The organism is Salinimicrobium terrae DSM 17865 (genome assembly GCF_000424665.1).
In the GTDB taxonomy this organism is placed as follows: Bacteria; Bacteroidota; Bacteroidia; order Flavobacteriales; family Flavobacteriaceae; genus Salinimicrobium; species Salinimicrobium terrae.
On record NZ_AUKI01000001.1, the window covers coordinates 25,586 to 44,876 of the forward strand.

16 protein-coding genes are annotated in these 19,291 nt (G+C 36.5%); 14 read left to right on the forward strand and 2 right to left on the reverse strand.

Going from position 1 to position 19,291, the window contains the following annotated elements; translation table 11 throughout:
• The first annotated feature begins 92 nt into the window (after positions 1–92).
• The 13 genes from H148_RS0100150 to H148_RS0100210 all read left to right on the forward strand — a co-directional run bounded on the left by H148_RS0100150 (position 93) and on the right by H148_RS0100210 (position 15,612).
• Positions 93–1,019 (forward strand): DUF2334 domain-containing protein, encoded by a 927-nt coding sequence (locus H148_RS0100150; protein ID WP_029032982.1) that lies wholly within the window; start codon positions 93–95, stop codon positions 1,017–1,019.
• A gap of 2 nt (positions 1,020–1,021) precedes the next feature.
• The gene (locus H148_RS0100155; RefSeq protein WP_029032983.1) at positions 1,022–1,936 is read left to right on the forward strand and encodes a GNAT family N-acetyltransferase; all 915 of its coding nucleotides are present in this window, start codon (positions 1,022–1,024) and stop codon (positions 1,934–1,936) included.
• Positions 1,937–1,942: 6 nt separating this feature from the next.
• Complete coding sequence (locus H148_RS0100160; RefSeq protein WP_029032984.1) at positions 1,943–3,109, forward strand: glycosyltransferase family 4 protein; 1,167 nt, start codon at positions 1,943–1,945, stop codon at positions 3,107–3,109.
• 3 nt (positions 3,110–3,112) lie between these two features.
• Positions 3,113–5,017 carry an asparagine synthase (glutamine-hydrolyzing) gene (gene asnB / locus H148_RS0100165; protein WP_029032985.1) on the forward strand — a complete coding sequence of 635 codons (1,905 nt, stop codon included), beginning with the start codon at positions 3,113–3,115 and terminating at the stop codon, positions 5,015–5,017.
• Between the two features lie 54 nt (positions 5,018–5,071).
• The gene (locus H148_RS0100170; protein ID WP_029032986.1) at positions 5,072–5,926 is read left to right on the forward strand and encodes a glycosyltransferase family 2 protein; all 855 of its coding nucleotides are present in this window, start codon (positions 5,072–5,074) and stop codon (positions 5,924–5,926) included.
• A 120-nt stretch (positions 5,927–6,046) separates the two neighbouring features.
• Positions 6,047–6,667 (forward strand): sugar transferase, encoded by a 621-nt coding sequence (locus tag H148_RS0100175; RefSeq protein ID WP_029032987.1) that lies wholly within the window; start codon positions 6,047–6,049, stop codon positions 6,665–6,667.
• Positions 6,667–7,707: an ATP-grasp domain-containing protein gene (locus tag H148_RS16930; protein ID WP_051286097.1), complete on the forward strand. Its 1,041-nt coding sequence runs from the start codon at positions 6,667–6,669 to the stop codon at positions 7,705–7,707. Before H148_RS0100175 ends, H148_RS16930 begins: the two co-directional genes overlap by 1 nt.
• Positions 7,707–8,615 (forward strand): NAD-dependent epimerase/dehydratase family protein, encoded by a 909-nt coding sequence (locus H148_RS0100185; RefSeq protein WP_029032988.1) that lies wholly within the window; start codon positions 7,707–7,709, stop codon positions 8,613–8,615. Before H148_RS16930 ends, H148_RS0100185 begins: the two co-directional genes overlap by 1 nt.
• 2 nt (positions 8,616–8,617) lie before the next feature.
• Entirely contained in the window at positions 8,618–9,265 is a 648-nt protein-coding gene (locus tag H148_RS0100190; protein ID WP_029032989.1) for a metallophosphoesterase family protein, read from the forward strand.
• A gap of 2 nt (positions 9,266–9,267) precedes the next feature.
• Positions 9,268–10,407 (forward strand): DegT/DnrJ/EryC1/StrS family aminotransferase, encoded by a 1,140-nt coding sequence (locus H148_RS0100195; RefSeq protein WP_029032990.1) that lies wholly within the window; start codon positions 9,268–9,270, stop codon positions 10,405–10,407.
• A gap of 18 nt (positions 10,408–10,425) precedes the next feature.
• On the forward strand, positions 10,426–12,411 hold the full coding sequence (locus H148_RS16935; protein ID WP_037324402.1) for a nucleoside-diphosphate sugar epimerase/dehydratase: 1,986 nt from the start codon (positions 10,426–10,428) through the stop codon (positions 12,409–12,411).
• A gap of 148 nt (positions 12,412–12,559) precedes the next feature.
• Positions 12,560–13,222 (forward strand): polysaccharide biosynthesis/export family protein, encoded by a 663-nt coding sequence (locus H148_RS0100205; protein WP_245583360.1) that lies wholly within the window; start codon positions 12,560–12,562, stop codon positions 13,220–13,222.
• Positions 13,222–15,612, forward strand: a complete 2,391-nt coding sequence (locus H148_RS0100210) for a GumC family protein (RefSeq protein WP_029032992.1) — start codon at positions 13,222–13,224, stop codon at positions 15,610–15,612. Before H148_RS0100205 ends, H148_RS0100210 begins: the two co-directional genes overlap by 1 nt.
• Here H148_RS0100210 and H148_RS0100215 read toward each other — a convergent pair.
• Complete coding sequence (locus tag H148_RS0100215) at positions 15,609–16,355, reverse strand: tyrosine-protein phosphatase (RefSeq protein WP_029032993.1); 747 nt, start codon at positions 16,353–16,355, stop codon at positions 15,609–15,611. The genes H148_RS0100210 and H148_RS0100215 overlap by 4 nt on opposite strands.
• Before the next feature lie 219 nt (positions 16,356–16,574).
• Between H148_RS0100215 and H148_RS0100220 the strand changes: the two genes are divergently transcribed.
• Complete coding sequence (locus tag H148_RS0100220) at positions 16,575–17,795, forward strand: capsule assembly Wzi family protein (RefSeq protein WP_245583361.1); 1,221 nt, start codon at positions 16,575–16,577, stop codon at positions 17,793–17,795.
• On the opposite strand, the gene H148_RS16940 is transcribed toward H148_RS0100220, so the two are convergent.
• Positions 17,796–19,265: an ABC1 kinase family protein gene (locus H148_RS16940; protein WP_245583362.1), complete on the reverse strand. Its 1,470-nt coding sequence runs from the start codon at positions 19,263–19,265 to the stop codon at positions 17,796–17,798. It abuts the gene before it with no gap.
• Positions 19,266–19,291: the final 26 nt, after the last annotated feature.

Sequence of the window (19,291 nt, forward strand, 5' to 3'; positions counted from 1 at the left end):
TATAGATGATCAAACATTAATAGTTTTTTATGATTTATAAGAATAGTCTTTGGCATAGAACTTAGTAATTTCGAATAATTTCAATACAACTTATGCTTCAATGGAAACCGGCAGATAAAAAAGCTGCAGTTTGTTTTACTATCGATGATATTCATCCTTCTAAAAGTACAGATTACTACGAAGCAGGAGGGGACCTGGACAAAGGAAGACTGGGCTTGGTTAAGTGGCTGCTGGATCGGCATCCAGAATTGAAAGTTACTCTTTTCACTACAGCTAATTGGAGAGAAATTTCTCCGGTCCCTACCCGTAAATTCCTTGCTTCACTTCCGGGAGTTAGAGACAAATTCTTTTTGGCTAAACGCTACCAAAAGGATACAATGAATTTGGAACGGCATCCTGAATTTGTTGAATTTCTTAATTCGATGAAAAATACGGAAATTGGATTTCATGGTCTCTACCATGTGCATAAAGGGTTAAAAATTCCTGTAGAATTTCAAAATCAAACTAAGGAAGAGTTTAGGGAGATTTTAAAGGAAATGCAGCGGATCTTTAATAAATCTGGGATTGAACATGTTAAAGGAATATGTCCTCCCGGTTGGAATGCACCAAACGCCTTATTAGATGAATTAATTAAAGAAAATTTTGATTTTATTGCTTCAGCAAGAGATATTTTCACACCTATTAGTAGGGATGCTAGGACAAATATGAGCGGCATCAAAGGAGCTTCCCTAATTAGACCTGAAGCCATAAAAGAAAATAAATTAATTCATTTTCCTACTAATTTCCAGGCCAACTCAAAGGTAGAGCGGGCCAAAGAAATTATTAATAATTCCGGACTTCTTTCAATTAAGGCGCATATTGTAAAATCGGTTTTTGGCTATATTGCAATAGACGGGGTGGATGAACTTTACATGAATTATCTGGACTCTTTATTGACTAATCTGAAAAACGAATATGGTGATTCGCTTTGGTTTACCTCTATGGGGGAAATTTCTGATTATATAAAAAAGAATAATTAATTATGGAAAAATTTGTAATAAACCCCAAAGGTTACAGAGAGGAGTATATTTCTAACCTTAATGCCTGCTTTGGTCACTGGGGAGGGGATGCCGAATACAAATGGGGACTTGAAAGGCAAATCGGGAAACATACGACCGACATAATGCTGATTGAAAATGAAGAGGATGGAGTTATAGCTGGATCAGCGGTATCTTACAGAAAGTTATCCCGGGGAAACACTTCTTTTGATATAGGTATAATGACAGGATCCTGGACCTTACCTGCAGCAAGACGGAAGGGCTGCTTTACGAAAATGATAAATTGTTCCAAAGAACTATGTAAAGATAATCAGGTTCCTTTCCTTACAGCTTTTGTCACTGAAACAAATGCAAGTAGCCGCAGGCTGGAATCGGAAGGATCATATATGTTTCCTACCTCTCATTTATTTTCTCCTGAAAAAGTTTATAATGAAAAAGATATACCTGCGCCTGAAGTAGTTGTACGAAACCAGGATGTGGATAGACAGATCTTTAGCCGTGCCATGGAAACTCAAAAGGAATTACTTAGCTTCAGTTATTCTTTTGAAGAATTCAGGAGCCAGTATTTGGACAGAATAAAACAAACAACGATCTTAAAGATCGAGGATGATTACGCTATCCTTGAGAATGGTCAAAATGAAATAAAGATTCTTCTTTTGACCTTTTTAAACAATAATGATTTCTTAGTTTATCAAAAAGCTATAGGTAATTGGTGTTTAAAAAACAGAGGGCGAAAATCATTTTTCTTTACCACAAGAAATGAACTTGCATCAATTTGTGAAGAAATTGGTTTTAATAATGTTTCCGGATATTTTACCATTCTTGAGAGTATGGGAGACGCTACAGAATACAACAAAAAATTTGCAGATCTTCATATTAATATGGGAGACAAGATGTAGATCTGGATGGAGAAACTTATAAGGATTACTACAGTGCCCGTTTCCCTTGAAAACCTACTGGAAGGGCAACTCAATTTTATGCAAGGTGAATATGAAGTAATAGCCGTTTCTTCGGAAAAGGAAAGATTAAATAAGTTGGGTGAAAAATTGGGGGTGAGGACCTATTCGGTGGACATGACAAGAGAAATTACACCTCACAAAGATATTTCTTCATTATGGGAATTGTACAGGTTTTTTAAAAGGGAAAAACCCTTAATAGTACATACGCATACGCCAAAAGCCGGCGTTGCGGGGATGATGGCAGCAAAAATGGCCGGAGTGCCTTTACGTTTACATACCTTAGCGGGTCTTCCTTTGTTGGAAGCAAAGGGACCAAAACGGAAACTGCTCGAAATAGTAGAAAAATTAACTTTTAAATGTGCGACTAAGGTTTACCCCAATTCAAAAAGGATCCATGATTATGTTCTGGAAAAAAAATTCATTTCCGCAGAAAAATTAAAAGTACTTGGAAAAGGAAGTTCCAACGGTATAGATACAAATTATTTTAATCCCAATAATTTCGAGAAATCGAGTAAGGAAAATTTCCGAAAAGAGTTATCCATTTCTAAGGAAGATTTGGTTTTTGTTTTTGTGGGAAGGCTTGTTAGGGATAAGGGAATAAATGAATTGGTCAGGGCCTTTAAGTTACTGAATAAGGAACATTCTAAAATAAAACTTTTGTTAGTTGGACCTTTTGAGGAAAGTCTTGATCCATTAGAACCTGAAACAGTAAGAATTATTGCAAATGATAATTCGATAATTGCAGTAGGATATAAAGATGATGTAAGGCCATATTTGGCCATCTCTGACGTACTTGCTTTTCCGAGTTATCGTGAAGGTTTTCCCAATGTTGTAATGCAGGCAGGGGCAATGGGTTTACCTGCAATAGTTTCGGACATCAATGGATGTAATGAGATTATAATTGAGGGGAAAAATGGTACCATAGTTCCTGCGAAAAGCACTGATGAATTGTATCATGCTATGAAAAAAATGATTCTGGATGAAAATTGGAAGAATTCATTAGCTCATAATGCCAGAAAGACCATAAAGGATAATTATGAGCGAAAAGATATGTGGAAAGCTATTCTGGCAGAGTATAAACATCTTGAAAAACAATTAAAGAAAGATTTTTAGTTTATGTGTGGAATTAATGGATTTGTTTCGACTAAAGAGGAAGATAAAACTGAAATTTCCAGGATTTTGGGTGAAATGAATCAGGAAATTGTCCATCGGGGTCCCGATCAGGATGGATTTTTTACTGAATCAACCCCATCTTATTCTGTTGGAATGGCTATGCGTAGGTTGTCTATAATAGATCTTGCCACAGGTGAGCAGCCAATGGCTTCAGACGATGGAATGATCCAGCTAGTTTTTAATGGGGAAATTTATAATTATAAGAGTTTAAAAGATCAATTAATTGATCTGGGATATAAATTTAAAACGACTTCAGATACCGAAGTTATCCTTCGCTTATATGAGGAGCATGGAAGTGATAGTTTTAAAAGGTTGGACGGGATGTTTGCCTTTAGCATTTATGACAGGAACCTTAATAAAATTTTTATTGCGAGGGATTACTTTGGAGAAAAACCTCTGTACTACACTCAGCAAAAAGAAAAATTCATATGGGCTTCAGAATTAAAATCTGTTATGACCCGTAAATCAGTTAAACCTCCAATTTCTCTTGAAGGTCTTAATCTGTTTTTTCAATTCACTTATATTCCTGCCCCTTTTACAATTTATGAAGGTATATACAAGTTAGAAGCTAATCATTATCTTGAATTTGATTGTAGAAAAAATTCTTTCTCAATTGCTGAAATTGAGCAGGAATTTCAGGAGCACAAAAAAGAAATTAATTTTTCTGAAGCAAAAAATAAGGCACATGAGCTGGTGCAGGAAAGTGTTCAAAGTAGGTCTGTATCCGATGTTCCAATAGGAACATTTTTATCTGGTGGTGTGGATTCTTCAGTTGTTTCAATATGTTTAGCACAACAAGCTGAAAAAAAAATAGATACCTTTTCGATAGGATTTGAGAAGAAATCCTTTGATGAAACAGACAAATCAAGGACCGTTGCAGAACTCATTGGTAGTAATCATCATGAGTTCGTAATTTCTGAAGGTGATCTAAAGGATAATATGGACCAGATTCTGCTAAATTTTGATGAACCTTTTGCAGATTCGTCCTCTTTACCTACCTACCTGGTGGCTCAAAAAACAAGACAACAGGTAAAGGTAGCACTTACAGGAGATGGTGGAGACGAAGTTTTTGGTGGATACAATAAGTATTACATGGGTAAAATGAATAACAAATATACTTCATTAATACCTAGATCTCTTCACAATGTAATAATTGGATCTACTGCTCCTTTTCTTTCAACCAAAGATGATAACAGAGGGTTTAGGTTTAAAACCAAACGTCTTTTAAAAGCTGTGAACTACGAAGGTGAGTTTTATTTTAATATAATGTCCCTGGGGTTTCCCCGAAATGAACTTAAGGAAATTTTGAAAGACAAATTTTTAAAAGCTGATGCTCTGGACTACTACAAGAGCAAAATTGGTGACCGTAACAAAACCTTACAGGATTTTAGAAAAATTGACCAGATCATTAGCCTGGAGGGTGATATGCTGGTGAAAGTCGATCGAACGAGTATGCTTACTTCTCTAGAGAGCCGTTCTCCTTTTTTAAATAAGGAGTTGTGGAATTTCACATCTCAGTTACCCGAAAATTATTTAATGAAAGGTTGGAACAAAAAGTATTTATTAAAAGAGGCTTTTAAAAAGTACTTTCCAGAAGACTTTTTGAATAAATCCAAGAAAGGATTTGGTGTCCCCGTAGGAGACTGGCTAAGAGGTTATCTCAGAAAAGAATTATTGAGCTACTCCGATAAAAGCTTTCTTAATTCCCAGGGAATTTTTAATACAGAAGTGATTATTGCTCTCATTAATAATCACATTTCTGGTAAAGTTGATAATACTTTCAGGGTATGGACTTTCTTCTGTTTTCAGAAGTGGTACAAACAGACTTATAACCATTCGAAAAACTAAGCACGACAAATTAAAATTGTAATAGGAATTAAATAATTAAAATTTTTCCAATTAATGGTAAAAGAGATAGGATCAGTTGAAAACGGAGGAGCTAGAGTTGGAGTGATAATATTGACTTATAATCGTCTAAGTTTATTAAAAATAACTTTATGTAAGGTCCTTGCTCAGACTCATCGTCCTCATGAAATCCTGGTTGTGGATAATTATTCTACAGACGGCACCAAAGAATATCTTGAGACCCTTGATACAATAACGACTATTTATTTAGAAGAGAATACGGGTCCTGCGGGAGGATTCTTTGAAGGAGTTAAATATTTTGCTGAAAATTCTTCAGTTGATTTTGTGTGGATGATGGATGATGATTTTTTTCCTTTTGATTCCTGCCTGGAAATACTTGTTAAAAATACAAATAGAGATACGGTGGTTTTTCCTTTCGTTAGAGAAAAAGATTTTGCTTCCAGAAGACAACCGGGATGGTGGGGGGTTTTGGTGCCCATGCCTATAATTAATCACGTTGGCTATCCCCGAAAAGATTTATTTTTCTGGTCTGAGGATACAGAATTTCTCCAGGCTAGAATAGAACAAAAGTTTAAATATCCTTTAAAATGGATTTCTTCTGCTAAGGGAGTACATTTCACCAAGAGAGAAACAAATTATCGTCAGCCTTGGCGCTATTATTACGAAATACGTAATTCCACATATTCCCGATTATTTATAAAGGAACGAACTGCGCTTCGAATGTATAAAATTGTAAGAAGCTGGGTCAAGCTTTTCGGTAGCATTATTGTAAAGGAAAATAACAAATTTGAAAAAATGAAATTTTTCTTGTTGGGTTCCTATCATGGATTAACAAAGCAGTTGGGTAAAACTGTAGAGCCTAAAACAGGTAAAATTATTAAAAAGAAGTAAAACCGGCTGTTTCTTATCTTTTTTTTAATTGAGGAGAGATTGTTTGCTATTGTCTTTAACAAAACTTTACATAGGTCTTTCTTACGAAATCCTGTAGTTTTGCTGTTAAATTAATGTTGAGTGTACCAAACTTTTTTAAAGCCTCTAATAGATTTTATTGTTGCACTAACAGGCCTAATTATTCTTTTTCCTGTTTTTATTCTTGTCGCCCTTGTTCTAACCTTTGCCAATAAAGATAATCCATTTTTTTTACAAGTTAGACCTGGGAAAAATGAAAAGCTTTTTAAAATTATAAAATTTAAAACCATGAAAGATGCCAAGGATAAGCATGGCATCGACCTTCCAGATGATCAACGACTAACATCGGTGGGTAGACTGGTGAGAAAGACATCTTTAGACGAAATACCTCAGTTATTAAACGTTTTAAAAGGAGATATGAGTCTTATTGGACCAAGACCCTTGCTTCCCGAGTATCTTGAACTATACACTCCTTATCAGAGAAAGAGGCACGAAGTGCGACCCGGAATTACTGGTTGGGCTGCTGTAAATGGAAGAAATACTCTTGATTGGAATCAAAAATTTGAATTGGATGTGTGGTATGTAAAAAATATCAGTTTTGGATTAGATTTTAAAATTTTATTAAGGACTATAGAGAAAGTTATTACATCCGAAGGAGTGAGTGCCGAAGGTCATCCAACTATGCCGAGATTTTCGGAGTATCTCAAAAACAAAAACAAGTAATGAAAAGAATACTAGTAACCGGTGCCGGAGCTTTACTCGGTCAGGGAATTCTAAGATCGCTTAGTTATTCTAAGAATGAGTACTATGTCATAACTGCAGATCCCGATGTGCGTTCGACTGGCCACGCACTGGCAGATAAATCTTATATTATTCCATTTGCCGGGGATGAAGTTTATCTAAAGAGAATAGAGGATATTATTGAACAGGAGCATATTGATCTAATTCTAATAGGAACAGATGTCGAATTGCCACTTTTTGCAACTAAGAAAGAATACTTAGAGAAGAAATATTCTTTAATTGTAGTTGTTTCAAAGACGGAAGCCGTAGAAATTGCTAATGATAAATGGAAAACAGCTCAATTTTTAAAAGATAATGGTTTTCCATTTCCTGTTTCTGCATTGACATCAGATAAAAAAGAAATTGAGCGACTGACAAAATTAGTCGATTTTCCTCTTATTGCAAAACCAGTAGATGGAGCAAGATCAAAAGGTTTACAAACGATTAATAATTATAATGAACTTAAAGAGATTTGCAGCTATGAAAACAACCTTGTAGTTCAGGAGAAAATTAAAGAGGATGAGGGTGAATTTACGACTGGCTGTCTTGTCTTCGGAGGGAAATGTGTAGCAGTAGTGTCTCTAATCCGTGATTTGCGGGATGGAAATACCTGGCGAGCTTATCGGAATGGAGATTCACCATATGATGATCAAATCGCCAAAATAGCAGAGAAGCTGGGAGTTGAAGGTCCGGCAAATTTTCAATACAGAATTAAAAATGGTCAACCTGTTGTCTTCGAAGTGAATTGCAGGTTTAGTGGAACAACTCCTTTAAGAATGATGTACGGCTTCAATGAAGTAGAGGCCCTAATACAGTATTATCTAGAGAATGAAAGTGTACAAAGACCCTCATTACGATCAGGTACTATATTGAGAACTTTTTCTGATGTCTTTATTCCTAATGAGGTGATAAGTGAATTTGAGGAAAAAGGGGAGACTGCAGCTTTTAAGGCCGAGTTTTTTTCTTTTAATAAAAGTTCTTAATGAAATTTTTAATTTTTGGTGGAACGGGATTTGTTGGGCGTGCTTTGATTCAATATTTAAAGGACCAGGGGGAAGACGTTGTACATGTTTCACGATCAGGAAAAAATGACTCTATAGCTCTGGATATTACTAATGAAAAGGATTTTTTAAATCTGGATGTAATTCCCGATGTTATAGTTAATTGTGCTTCTGTTACTCCAAAAAAAGGTAGAACTTCCAAGGATCCTGAATTTTTGAGAGAGTTATTTTCTACTAATGTAATCGGAGCAGTAAATATTTGCAATTGGGCTATAAAAAAGGAAGTTCCTAAGGTTATTAATTGTTCAACTCTTGTTGTGGTACGGAAACCATGGCCAATTCCTTTAAAAGAAGAACATCAAAATCCACCTACTGGATACCACGTGGGGTATGCTATGTCAAAGCTAGGTCAGGAACAATTAATGAATGAGTGCTTCGAGGGGAGTAGTTCGCAATTAATCCATCTAAGGCTTTCGGCAGTTTATGGTCCCGGTATGTCGGCTGAGGGAATCATTTTTGATACCCTTAAGAAATTGGAGAGGAATGAAGATGTAAATTTAAAGGATTCCAGGAAGAATTCTATTGATTTAATTCATGTGAGAGATGTTAGCCGAGTGATTTACAGTATTAGTAAGGGTCCGTTAAAGGATAAAATCTTAAACGTTGCAAAGGGTGAAGAACTTTTGATATGGGATCTTGTCCATCTTCTAAAGAAATTAAAACAGTCAGATTCTAAAATATTAAATTCAGACTCTAATTTATCCGCCTCGCCATCTGCCATAGACATTTCAAGATTGGAAAAATATCTCGGCAGGGAGTTCACTAAATTTACACCCTATGAGGATGGTTTGAAAGAGATAATAGATTTTGAAAAAAAGAATAATTTTTAAATATGCGTTACTTGATCTTTGGAGATGTTCATGGCAATTTACCAGCCCTTGAAGAGCTTTTCAAGTTTGAAAGGAATTCTTATGATCAAGCCATTTGTCATGGGGATGTTGTTAACTACGGTCCCTGGAGTAATGAATGTGTAGAATTTCTTGACACTTTATCAGACATTTTTCTATTAAAGGGTAACCATGAAGAAGCATTTTTGAGAGGGATCTATCCGGGAAAAAATGAGATAGCCAAATCTTTCTTTGATTTCTGTTTCCCAAAATTTATACAAAAAGAAAAAATTAGAAAATATGGTAGCTCATTCAGAGCAGGTAATTACGTTATCAGCCATACAATTCATCAGGATTATTTTTATCCCGATACCGACCTGACAAAATACAATATTAAAAGGAATTCTATTATTGGTCATTCTCATTATCAATTTGACCGAAAGATTGGAGAATTCAGAATAATTAACACAGGAAGTGTAGGGCAAAACCGCAAGGCTATAAACTTAGCAGAATACGTCATCTATGATGATGATAAAGACCAGGTTAAGTTGAAGTCTTTCCTATTTGACATTGATAAAGTGATTGACAAAATGGAAGATGATGGGTATCCGGAGATTTGCCTGAACTATTATAAAAACAAGACTAAGATTTAGCAATGAAATCAAAAATCTGGCTTTCTTCTCCGCATATGGGAGGACTTGAGAAAAAATATGTCGAAAAAGCTTTTGAAGAGAATTGGATCGCACCTTTGGGGCCGAACGTAACGGGATTTGAAGAAGATCTGGAAGTGTATTTGGGGGAAGAAGTTAAGGTGACAGCTTTAAGTTCAGGTACAGCAGCTTTGCATTTGGCTTTGATACTATTAGGAGTGGAAAGAGGAGATGAAGTTCTTTGTCAAAGTCTCACCTTTGCGGCTTCGGCCAATCCAATAGTGTATCAGGGAGCGACTCCTGTTTTCATAGATAGTGAAGAAGAAACCCTTAATATCTCTCCCATCTTTTTAGAAGAAGCAATAAAGTCAAGAATCAACAAAGGGAAAAAGCCTAAAGCTATTATAGCTGTACATTTATATGGTATGCCATATAAGGTGGATGAAGTACACGAAGTGGCGGCAAATTATGATATTCCAATTATTGAAGATAGTGCTGAAGCTCTTGGAAGCACTTATAATGGGAAAAAATGTGGAACTTTTGGCGACTTTTCTATATTATCTTTTAATGGCAACAAAATTATCACGACCTCTGGTGGTGGAGCTCTGGTGACCAGGAGTAATTCTGAAAAGGAAAGAGCTATTTTCTTGGCCACTCAGGCGCGGGATAAAGCTCCCCATTATCAGCATAGTGAAATAGGTTTCAATTATAGATTGAGCAATGTTTGTGCTGGAATAGGAAGAGGCCAAATGAGGGTGTTAGATAAGCATATTCAAAAGAGGCGAGATATGAATAATTTTTATCTTGATCTTTTTGAAGGGGTTAAAGGAACTAAAATCTTAAATGAACCGGAAAATAGCTATTTTTGTAATCATTGGCTAACAATTTTGAAGACTGAAAAAAAATCAGGTGGAGTAAATGCGGAAAAATTGAGATTATATCTTGAAAAAGAAAATATTGAAAGCAGACCTCTTTGGAAGCCCATGCATTTGCAACCTGTTTTTAGTAAAGTTCCTTTCTATGGAGATATGGTAGCAGAGACAGCTTTTAAAAATGGTCTATGTCTTCCTTCAGGTTCAAACCTGGGAGAAAATGAGAGGAACAGGATCAGTACCGCAATCAAAAATTTTCTACAGAAAAAGTAGCATTGTAAACGAAATTGTATGGGTAAGAATCTAAATAAAGCCCTTGAGCAAATATTATCCTCTGAGAATCGCCTTGATATAAGGAATATTAAGTACCTACCGCGATGGGCAATTTTAGGTATTGATGTAGCTCTATTAATAGTTTCAGATTATCTCACTCTACTAGCCCTGGAAGATCTCACGAATAGGATCTATGATTTTTTAAGTTTTCCTGAGCGTATGTTTCTTGCTGTGGGAGTGAATACATTTTTTTTCCTGATTTTCAGAACGTACGCAGGACTTATAAGACACTCGTCGTATCTTGATGCTTTAAAGATCATGCTGGCTAATTTTAGTACTTTCATGACCTTGATTATTCTCAATTACTTGTCTTTATTTCTAATTGGGGAAAGGATTTACTTGGTTGCCGGTTTAGTTTTTTATTTTCTGGTTTCATTTGCTTTACTTTTTCTCTTCCGTCTCTCTGTAAAACAGATCTATGAATATTTTAAAAACACGCAAAAAAATCAAAATTTAAAAAAAGCAGTGATTTTTGGTGCTGGTGAAAATGCCATATCCATTGCAGGAGCTCTGGAATCGGAACATCCTAAAAGATTTGATATTAGAGGATTTGTAACAAATGATAATACGAGAAGAAATATTCGAATTTTGGGGAAACCAGTAATTTATAATGGCTGGAAAGTAAGTGATGAGGCAAAAGTCTTAAATGCTACTGCTCTGATTTTGTCAGAAAACACCTTAACCGCCGAAGAAAAATTTGCTCTGGTGGAAGACTGCCTGGAGAATAATATTCAGGTTTTTAATGCACCTATTGTATCTAATTACGAAGATGAAAAATCGGTTTCCAATAAGGTCAAATCCTTGCAGATCGAGGATCTACTGGATAGGGAACCTATCCTGTTAAATAAAGAGAATAAGCGGCAGCAACTTACCGGAAAAACTATTTTAGTAACGGGTGGTGCCGGTTCAATAGGAAGTGAAATTGTGCGACAGGTTGCTGAATATAATCCCGGACTTCTTTTAATCCTTGACCAGGCAGAGACACCTCTACATAACCTGCAGTTGGAAATGGAGGGTAAATTTCCTGATCTAAACTATAAATGTATTATTTGTGATGTTGGAAATCGCAAAAGACTTGCGTTACTCCTTCAAAAATCTCCAGTAGATGTTATATATCATGCTGCGGCATATAAACATGTCCCTCTCATGGAGGCAAACCCTCATGAAGCGGTATTTGTAAATATTCAGGGGACTAAGAACCTAGCCGATCTTGCAGTTGAGTATAAAGTAGGTCATTTCGTAATGGTGTCTACAGACAAAGCCGTGAATCCAACGAATGTAATGGGGGCATCAAAAAGGGCGGCAGAAATATATGTTCAATCCTTATATCATTCCGCTAGTGGAACTGAAACTGGGAAGACAAAATTTATCACCACCCGTTTCGGAAATGTTCTCGGTTCAAATGGATCCGTAGTACCTCTGTTCCGGAAGCAAATAGAAAAAGGTGGTCCCGTTACTATAACTCATCCTGACATCATTCGTTATTTCATGACAATTCCTGAAGCTTGCCAGTTGGTTTTAGAAGCTGGAGCGATGGGGAAAGGTGGAGAAATTTTTATTTTCGATATGGGAGAACCAGTTAAAATTATGGACCTGGCTATAAAAATGATTAGGTTGGCAGGTTTTATTCCGAATCAACAAATAGGTATTAAAATTACAGGCCTTCGTCCGGGTGAAAAATTATATGAAGAGTTGTTGAGCAATAAAAGTAAAACTCTTCCTACCCATCACAAAAAAATTATGATTGCCGTAGACCAACCTGGTAAGTATGAAGAAATAAATGAATCCATTTTAAAGATTATCAAATCTGCAACCAAATTAAAGAGTCATAAAGTTGTTGCTAAATTAAAAGCCCTTGTTCCCGAATTTAAGAGTAATAATTCTACTTTTGAGAGATTAGATAAGGATACGATTAAGCATCCAACCCAGAAGAAGATTAGTTAAAATGATAATATTGAATCCTGTGAAGTTTTTTTTTCTCAACAAAAATATCCTGAAGTTCCTTTTTTTCATTTTTGGGATATTCCTCATTTCCTCTTGTTCAACCAGAAAAGAAATCGTTTATTTTCAGGATTTGGAAAGATTATCTAAAATGGCTGCACCTGGAGATTTTCAGGCAATAATTGAAGTTAATGATGTTCTTCGCATTGATGTTTCTTCTATGAATGAAGAACTTGCTGCGCCCTTCCAGCTAAATCTTAACACCCAAGGTTCAGGTGGCGGGGGAGGCGATAATGCTGCTCTTACAGGCTATCTGGTCAATTCGGATGGATATATAAATTTTCCGGTTTTGGGTAAAATATATGTAGAAGGAAAAAGCAGAGAAGAACTCGAGGAGGAACTCACAGAAAGGTTACGGGAGGGGTATTTAAAAGACGCGGTAGTTAGGGTTAGGATAGTGAATTTTGAAGTGACTGTAATGGGGGAGATTGGAAGTCAGGTTATTCAGGTAGAGGATGAAAGAATATCGGTTATTCAAGCCATTGCGATGTCGGGAGATATTACTTATGATGGTAAGAGAGATAAAATCCTTGTCATAAGGCAGATTGATGACCAACTAAAATATGAGATCCTGGATCTTACCAGTGTGGATATTTTTCAAAATCCTTTTTTCTATTTAAAGCAAAATGATATTGTATACGTGGAGCCAACATATAGAAGAGTGAAGTCGGCAGGATTTATTACGAGTTGGCAAGGTTTGGTTTCAATAATAACAACAGCATTTAGTCTATTTATACTTTTCAATAATATTTAATGGAAGAATTACAGGAAATTTCTGAAAAGGAAGAATCGAACTTTGATTTTAAAGCGGAAATTTATAAATATTTAAAACATTGGAAGTGGCTTCTGTTTGGCTGCTTTCTCGGCCTTTTGTTGGCTTATCTTTATAATAGATATACCCTACCACAATACACTACAGAGGCTACGATGATGATCCTTAAGGATGAAGGTAGTAATCTCGTTGGAGCCCTTCCTTCCGGTGGAGCTTCTATTTTGGCCTTTGATAATAGCTCCCTGGAAAACCAGATTGTAAACCTTAAATCTAAAAGATTAGTAGAAGAGGTTATTGATGAACTTAATTTAAATGTTACATATTTTGTCGAGGGAAAGGTAATTGCGGTTGAGGCTTATGTTAATCCTCCTGTCGTTATTGAATTTCTCACTGAGAAAAATCTGGTTCATGAATCATCTCTGAACATTTGGATAACTCCCATCTCCTCCTCTTCTTTTTTATTGGAAACAGCAGGTGGTTCTTCTAAAGAATTTGAATATGGAGAGCCTATAACTATGGAGGGACTAACTTTTTTAATAGCTCCGAATGAAACAGCACTTAATAATAGTTCTACAGTAAATATTCAGATATTTCCTTTGAAAGAAGTGGCCAATGAGTACATTGATGACTTAACTGTGGAGCCACAGGGAAGAGCTCAGGACATATTGTCCTTAAGTACTGTGAGTGAAGTTCCTGAGAAATCTCAGGATTTCCTCAATACTCTTATGCTTCATTTTAATGTAGATGGAGTAGCTGATAAGAGACAGGTAGCCGAAAATACTGCTGAATTTATCCAACAACGATTAGCATTAATTTCACAAGAATTGGATTCAGTGGAAGGAGGTATTGCCGATTTTAAAAGTGAAAATCAATTTATGGACGTGGGAAGTAGTGCCAGTCAATATTTGTCAAAATCTACTTTGGCCGAACAGGAGATCTTCTCCTTGGAGACTCAGTTGATGATATTGGAGGGTATCGAAAATAGGTTACTTTCTGCTAAACCTTATCAACTCTTACCTGAAGGAATGGGCCTGGAGGAAGGAGGTATGGGTAATTCAATAAGCCAGTTTAATGAACTCGTATTACAGAGAAATGCCTATTTAAATACTGGAACAACACAAAATCCTGTGGTACAAACGATTACGGAACAATTAGATTCATTACGAGAAAATATCCTCAATAATATCGATCAAACAAGAACTTCTATCCGTATTCAGTTACGGGAATTTAACCAGCTAGACCAAAGAGCAGAAGGACAGTTTAGTACTTTCCCCGGATTGGAAAAGGGAATTCGAAATATAGAGCGTCAACAGGCAATAAAAGAACAACTTTATTTGTTTCTTCTTCAAAGAAGAGAGGAAACAGCTATTTCCTTTGCTTCTACATCCCCCGTAGCGAAAGTTATTGATCCTGCCTATACCCTAAATGAACCAATCGATCCTAAACCATGGCTTATATTAACAGGGGGAGGAGTAATTGGATTGGTAATACCTTTGCTGATCATTTTTGTAATAAATTTCCTTGATACAAAAACACATCATAAAGGGGATCTACATTCACTTATTAAACATATTCCTTTTCTAGGGGAGATCCCTCGCGTGGGTACAGAGGAGTCGGAGATGATAAAATTAAATGACAGGTCTCCTCTGGCCGAATCATTTAGGATTCTCAGAACCAACCTGGCTTATCTCGTGCAATCCAGGAATAAAGATAAGGCTGAAGTAATCTTTGTTACCTCAACCATCAAAGGAGAAGGAAAAACCTTTGTTTCCTTTAATTTGGCGCGGACGCTTTCCAGTACTGGAAAAAAAATCTTGTTGGTAGGGGGCGATATACGTAATCCAAGACTTCATAAATTTGCGGGTAATCCTTTGGAAGTAAAAGGTCTCTCAGATTACCTTTATGACGTGGACACCAAGGCGGAAGATATTATACAATCCATAAATCAGGATAATATTCCGGTGGATATGGTCTTTTCCGGAGCAATACCTCCAAATCCTGCAGAGCTGCTCATGAATGACAGAATGGAAGAATTTCTAAATAGCCAAAGGGGAAACTATGATTTTATTATTGTAGATACAGCGCCTACTATGATTGTTACTGATACCCTTCTGATAAGTCAGCTGGCAGATACAACCATCTATGTGGTAAGGGCGGGGTATACCGAAAAGAAGCTTTTGGATTTCCCTGAAGATCTGAAACAACAAGGGAAACTCAAAGGACTTGCTGTTGTCCTTAATGATATAGACTATTCAAAATTTTCTTATGGTGCTAAGTACGGATACGCATATGGATATGGTTATGGATATGGAGCGGATGAGGATAAAAAAGGGGTTTTTAGCTTTTTAAAGAAGCCTTTTAATAAAACCTAGAAACGAAAAGATTCTTTAGTTTTATCAATTACAGGAAGAATAAGTTGTAGTTGTTTTTTGGATATTTTTATACTTGAGAGTTTTTCCAGATGCCGCATTTGATGAGTATCTGTTCCCAAAAAATCTATCATTTCTTCTTCCAAAAGACGCAAGGCTATTTCTTGGATATTTTTTCCATAATGACCTACAAGACTCAAGATATTTAACTGAAAGGAGCAACCTCTATTTTTGAGAGCTTTGTATTTATTAAGAGATTTGGAATGAAAAAAAGCATAGCGCTCGGGATGTGCAAGAACAGGAAGATACCGTCTGGTCTGAAGCTGAAAAAGGATCTCATTTAAATTGATAGGGGCTTGAAAATATGACATCTCTACGAGGACTTTATTATCAGTCAAAGTCAGAAGGTCTTCCTTCATCATTAATTCGAGAAACGCCTGATCCATCATATATTCTGCAGCCGCTTTAATTTGAATATTTTTTTTTCTTTGAACATTAAGTTCTTCCCGGAGGATTCTTAAGGCATTACCAATACTTTCAGGACTATTTGGATAGTAATCATTCATAATATGTGGAGTGGCTATGAATTTATTTATTCCTAACCTGTTGAAACCTTCAATAAGTTCTATTGAAGCCTGAAGATTTGCTGCTCCGTCATCAATTCCGGGTAGAATATGATTATGAATATCTATAAAATCCTCAAGCTGATCTTTAAGGAAATACTTTTTACTGAAAAAACTAAACATGGTTGAATATTATAATATAAAACTACTGTTTTTATTCTAGAGTTTATTGGGCTTTTGCATAAGAATACTACTTTTACGGTTCAAACCCAAAGCGTGAATACAAAACACTTCTTCTTAATATTTTTTCTGGTATCAATAGTTCATTCTCAAGAGATTGACTATACCTTATCAGCCCATGCTCAAGGCTTGATTTATTCGGGAGAAGAAAGTCCTTTCTGGATGCATTCTAACCAACGCGGCAGAATTGACGAAAGAACAAATTTCAGTTCATGGATAGATGGTATGGGTAGGTATGGATTTCGCGATGGAGGGATAGTGGAGGCTGGATTAGGAATACTTTATAAAGATGGCTATACAGAAGAGGTCCAACTTGATGAATATTTCGTAAGCTACGAGAATAATTTATTTGAAGCTTTTGCCGGAAGAAAACAAAAAGAGGAGTTCTTTAGCGGAATCAGTGCTACAAATAAAAATATGCTCTGGTCCCTTAATTCCCGACCCATTCCAGGAATAGGAATCAATTTCAAGCCTATAGAAGTTTTTAAACGTGCAGGAATTAGTGTTAAAGCATCTTGGGAAGAATATTTCTCAGATGAACAGGACAGGCATATTCCGAACATAAGAATTCATCATAAAAGCTTTCATTTTGTATACACAGGTATAAGAAATTTTGAGTTTATCGCAGGAGGTCATCATTACGCACAATGGGGAGGGAAATCTCCTGAATATGGGGAAATTCCGGCAGGTTTTGATGATTATCTGAGGGTGATTACCGGAGGAAGCATAATTGGTGGAGACGGTTTTGTAGGTGAAAGTGAGGTTAATGCTCTGGGGAACCATCTTGGAGGCTATGAGGTTCAATTAAACACCAGTATATCTCATTATGATATTTCTCTTGTCTACAACACTCTATTTGAAGATTTCTCCGGAATCAAACTTAGAAATACTCCGGATGGTCGGTACGGATTTTATCTGAGGGACAGGGAACCGGAAAAATGGATCCAGGCTTTTTTGTATGAATACTATTTTACAAGAAATCAAAGCAAAAATTATCCCACGACAGACGGAAAAGATAATTACTTTAATAACCACCTTTATCAGTCAGGTTGGACCTATGAAAAAAGAATAATTGGTTTACCATTTATCATGCTTGATGAAGATAGATTTAGAATAGCTCATAATAATATTGTTGCTCATCACATAGGGATAACAGGTAGCGCTTTTTATACTTACCCGTATAAATTTCTTACCAGTTACCGCGGGAATTATGGTGCAAAGAGCGGAAGTTCCAGACCAATTGAACAAATTATTTCAACTTATTTGGATGTCAATGTCTGGCAGGAATTTATGGATGTCAACCTCCAAGTAGGGGTTGACTTGCAATTTGAGGAATCTTCGAAGGTTGGGTTGGGTCTTCGGGTGAGCAAAAGCTTCTATTAACTATTCGTCTTTAAAAAGTATTGTGTAACTCAAGTAAACAGCTGCCACAGCTGCGAGTAAAAAGAACAGGATTGCGAGTCCTGGATATCCAAAGATCATAAAAGGGGAGGGGACACTCATCAACATTGCGGCACCAATAATCATAGCCGCAATGATAAGTCCAAGCGTAATTCGATTGGCCACTTTTTGAAAACCATCTGTAAACCTTTTTTCGTCAATTGCATCTATACGAAAACGAAATTCGTTTCGGGCAAGGTTCTCTGTTATCTTATCCAGGCGATCGGGAAGGTTTTCCATTAGCTTTTTGGAATCCAATAACACCGAAAATAATTCCTCTGGTTTTAACTCATTCAGCATTTTGTTATGCAGTAACTTATTCATGTAATTTCTTACTGCTTCTCTCAAATTGTATTCAGGTGCCAAAAATGCGACTATTTGATCCATGTTCAGCAGGATCTTTCCGAGGATATTAACCTCTACGGGGAGATGTATGCCATTCATGGCAGCACTTCTGTTCATCTGGATCAACAATTTTCCGGTCTGCATATCCTGTGCCGTACTATTACTGCTTTCCTGCACCATGACACTTATCTGCTTTCTGAATTCCTTTTCGGTGGCATGCTCGGTAATATCGCTCATGTTTATAAGAATATCAGCAATCTCTTCTCCGTCATTCTTACTCAATCCTAACAATAGTCTTAGCAAATGATCTTTCATCTTCTTGGAAAACTGGGCTACCATTCCAAGATCCATAAGAGCGATCTTTTCATTTGCCAGAAGATGAATATTACCCGGGTGAGGATCTGCATGTACAAATCCGTCAGATACTATTTGCTTTAGGTATGCTTCAATAAACTCATCAACAAGTGCTGTGTAATCATTTTCAGTCTTTTTAAGAGGTGAAACGCTGGTAATCTTTTTCCCCTTTACATACTCCATGGTGAGAACGCGGGAGGTAGTATAGTCGGGGAATGGCTGTGGTACTATTAGCCTTCGATAATCTTTGAGATTTATTCCCAGAGTGACCAGATTACTTGCCTCCCTAAGATAATCCAATTCATGTAGCATAATCCTTCTCAGTTCTGCCAGGACATCATTAAAACCATACTTTTTGCCAACTTCTGTATGTTTTACGGCGAGACCTGCCATTTCTTCAAGAGTATCAAGATCTTCCATAAATTTTTTCCTGATATCGGGTCTCTGGACTTTTACAGCAACTGTTTTCCCTGATCTTAATTCGGCCAGATGGACCTGACCTATAGAAGCACTGGCTAAAGGCTCTTCCTTGAAAAAATTAAAGGCTTTCGAGATTTTATTACCAATTTCTCCTTCTACGATCTCTCTCACTTCTTCATAAGGGATGGTGGGAAGGTCGTCCTGAAGCGAAGCTAAAGCTTTTAAGTACCGATCTGGTAAAAGATCGGGCCGGGTAGAAAGCAACTGTCCCAATTTGACATAGGTGGGACCCATTTGTTTAAGGTCTTCAACCAGCTCTT

Coding starts and splice junctions, on each gene's coding strand:
- H148_RS0100220 (WP_245583361.1), top strand. CDS start 16,575: ATGCATTCTAACCAACGCGGCAGAATTGACGAAAGAACAAATTTCAGT.
- H148_RS0100195 (WP_029032990.1), top strand. CDS start 9,268: ATGAAATCAAAAATCTGGCTTTCTTCTCCGCATATGGGAGGACTTGAG.
- H148_RS0100155 (WP_029032983.1), top strand. CDS start 1,022: ATGGAAAAATTTGTAATAAACCCCAAAGGTTACAGAGAGGAGTATATT.
- H148_RS0100205 (WP_245583360.1), top strand. CDS start 12,560: ATGGCTGCACCTGGAGATTTTCAGGCAATAATTGAAGTTAATGATGTT.
- H148_RS16940 (WP_245583362.1), bottom strand. CDS start 19,265: ATGGGTCCCACCTATGTCAAATTGGGACAGTTGCTTTCTACCCGGCCC.
- H148_RS0100210 (WP_029032992.1), top strand. CDS start 13,222: ATGGAAGAATTACAGGAAATTTCTGAAAAGGAAGAATCGAACTTTGAT.
- H148_RS0100215 (WP_029032993.1), bottom strand. CDS start 16,355: ATGTTTAGTTTTTTCAGTAAAAAGTATTTCCTTAAAGATCAGCTTGAG.
- H148_RS0100150 (WP_029032982.1), top strand. CDS start 93: ATGCTTCAATGGAAACCGGCAGATAAAAAAGCTGCAGTTTGTTTTACT.
- H148_RS16935 (WP_037324402.1), top strand. CDS start 10,426: ATGGGTAAGAATCTAAATAAAGCCCTTGAGCAAATATTATCCTCTGAG.
- H148_RS0100185 (WP_029032988.1), top strand. CDS start 7,707: ATGAAATTTTTAATTTTTGGTGGAACGGGATTTGTTGGGCGTGCTTTG.
- H148_RS16930 (WP_051286097.1), top strand. CDS start 6,667: ATGAAAAGAATACTAGTAACCGGTGCCGGAGCTTTACTCGGTCAGGGA.
- H148_RS0100190 (WP_029032989.1), top strand. CDS start 8,618: ATGCGTTACTTGATCTTTGGAGATGTTCATGGCAATTTACCAGCCCTT.
- H148_RS0100160 (WP_029032984.1), top strand. CDS start 1,943: ATGGAGAAACTTATAAGGATTACTACAGTGCCCGTTTCCCTTGAAAAC.
- asnB (WP_029032985.1), top strand. CDS start 3,113: ATGTGTGGAATTAATGGATTTGTTTCGACTAAAGAGGAAGATAAAACT.
- H148_RS0100170 (WP_029032986.1), top strand. CDS start 5,072: ATGGTAAAAGAGATAGGATCAGTTGAAAACGGAGGAGCTAGAGTTGGA.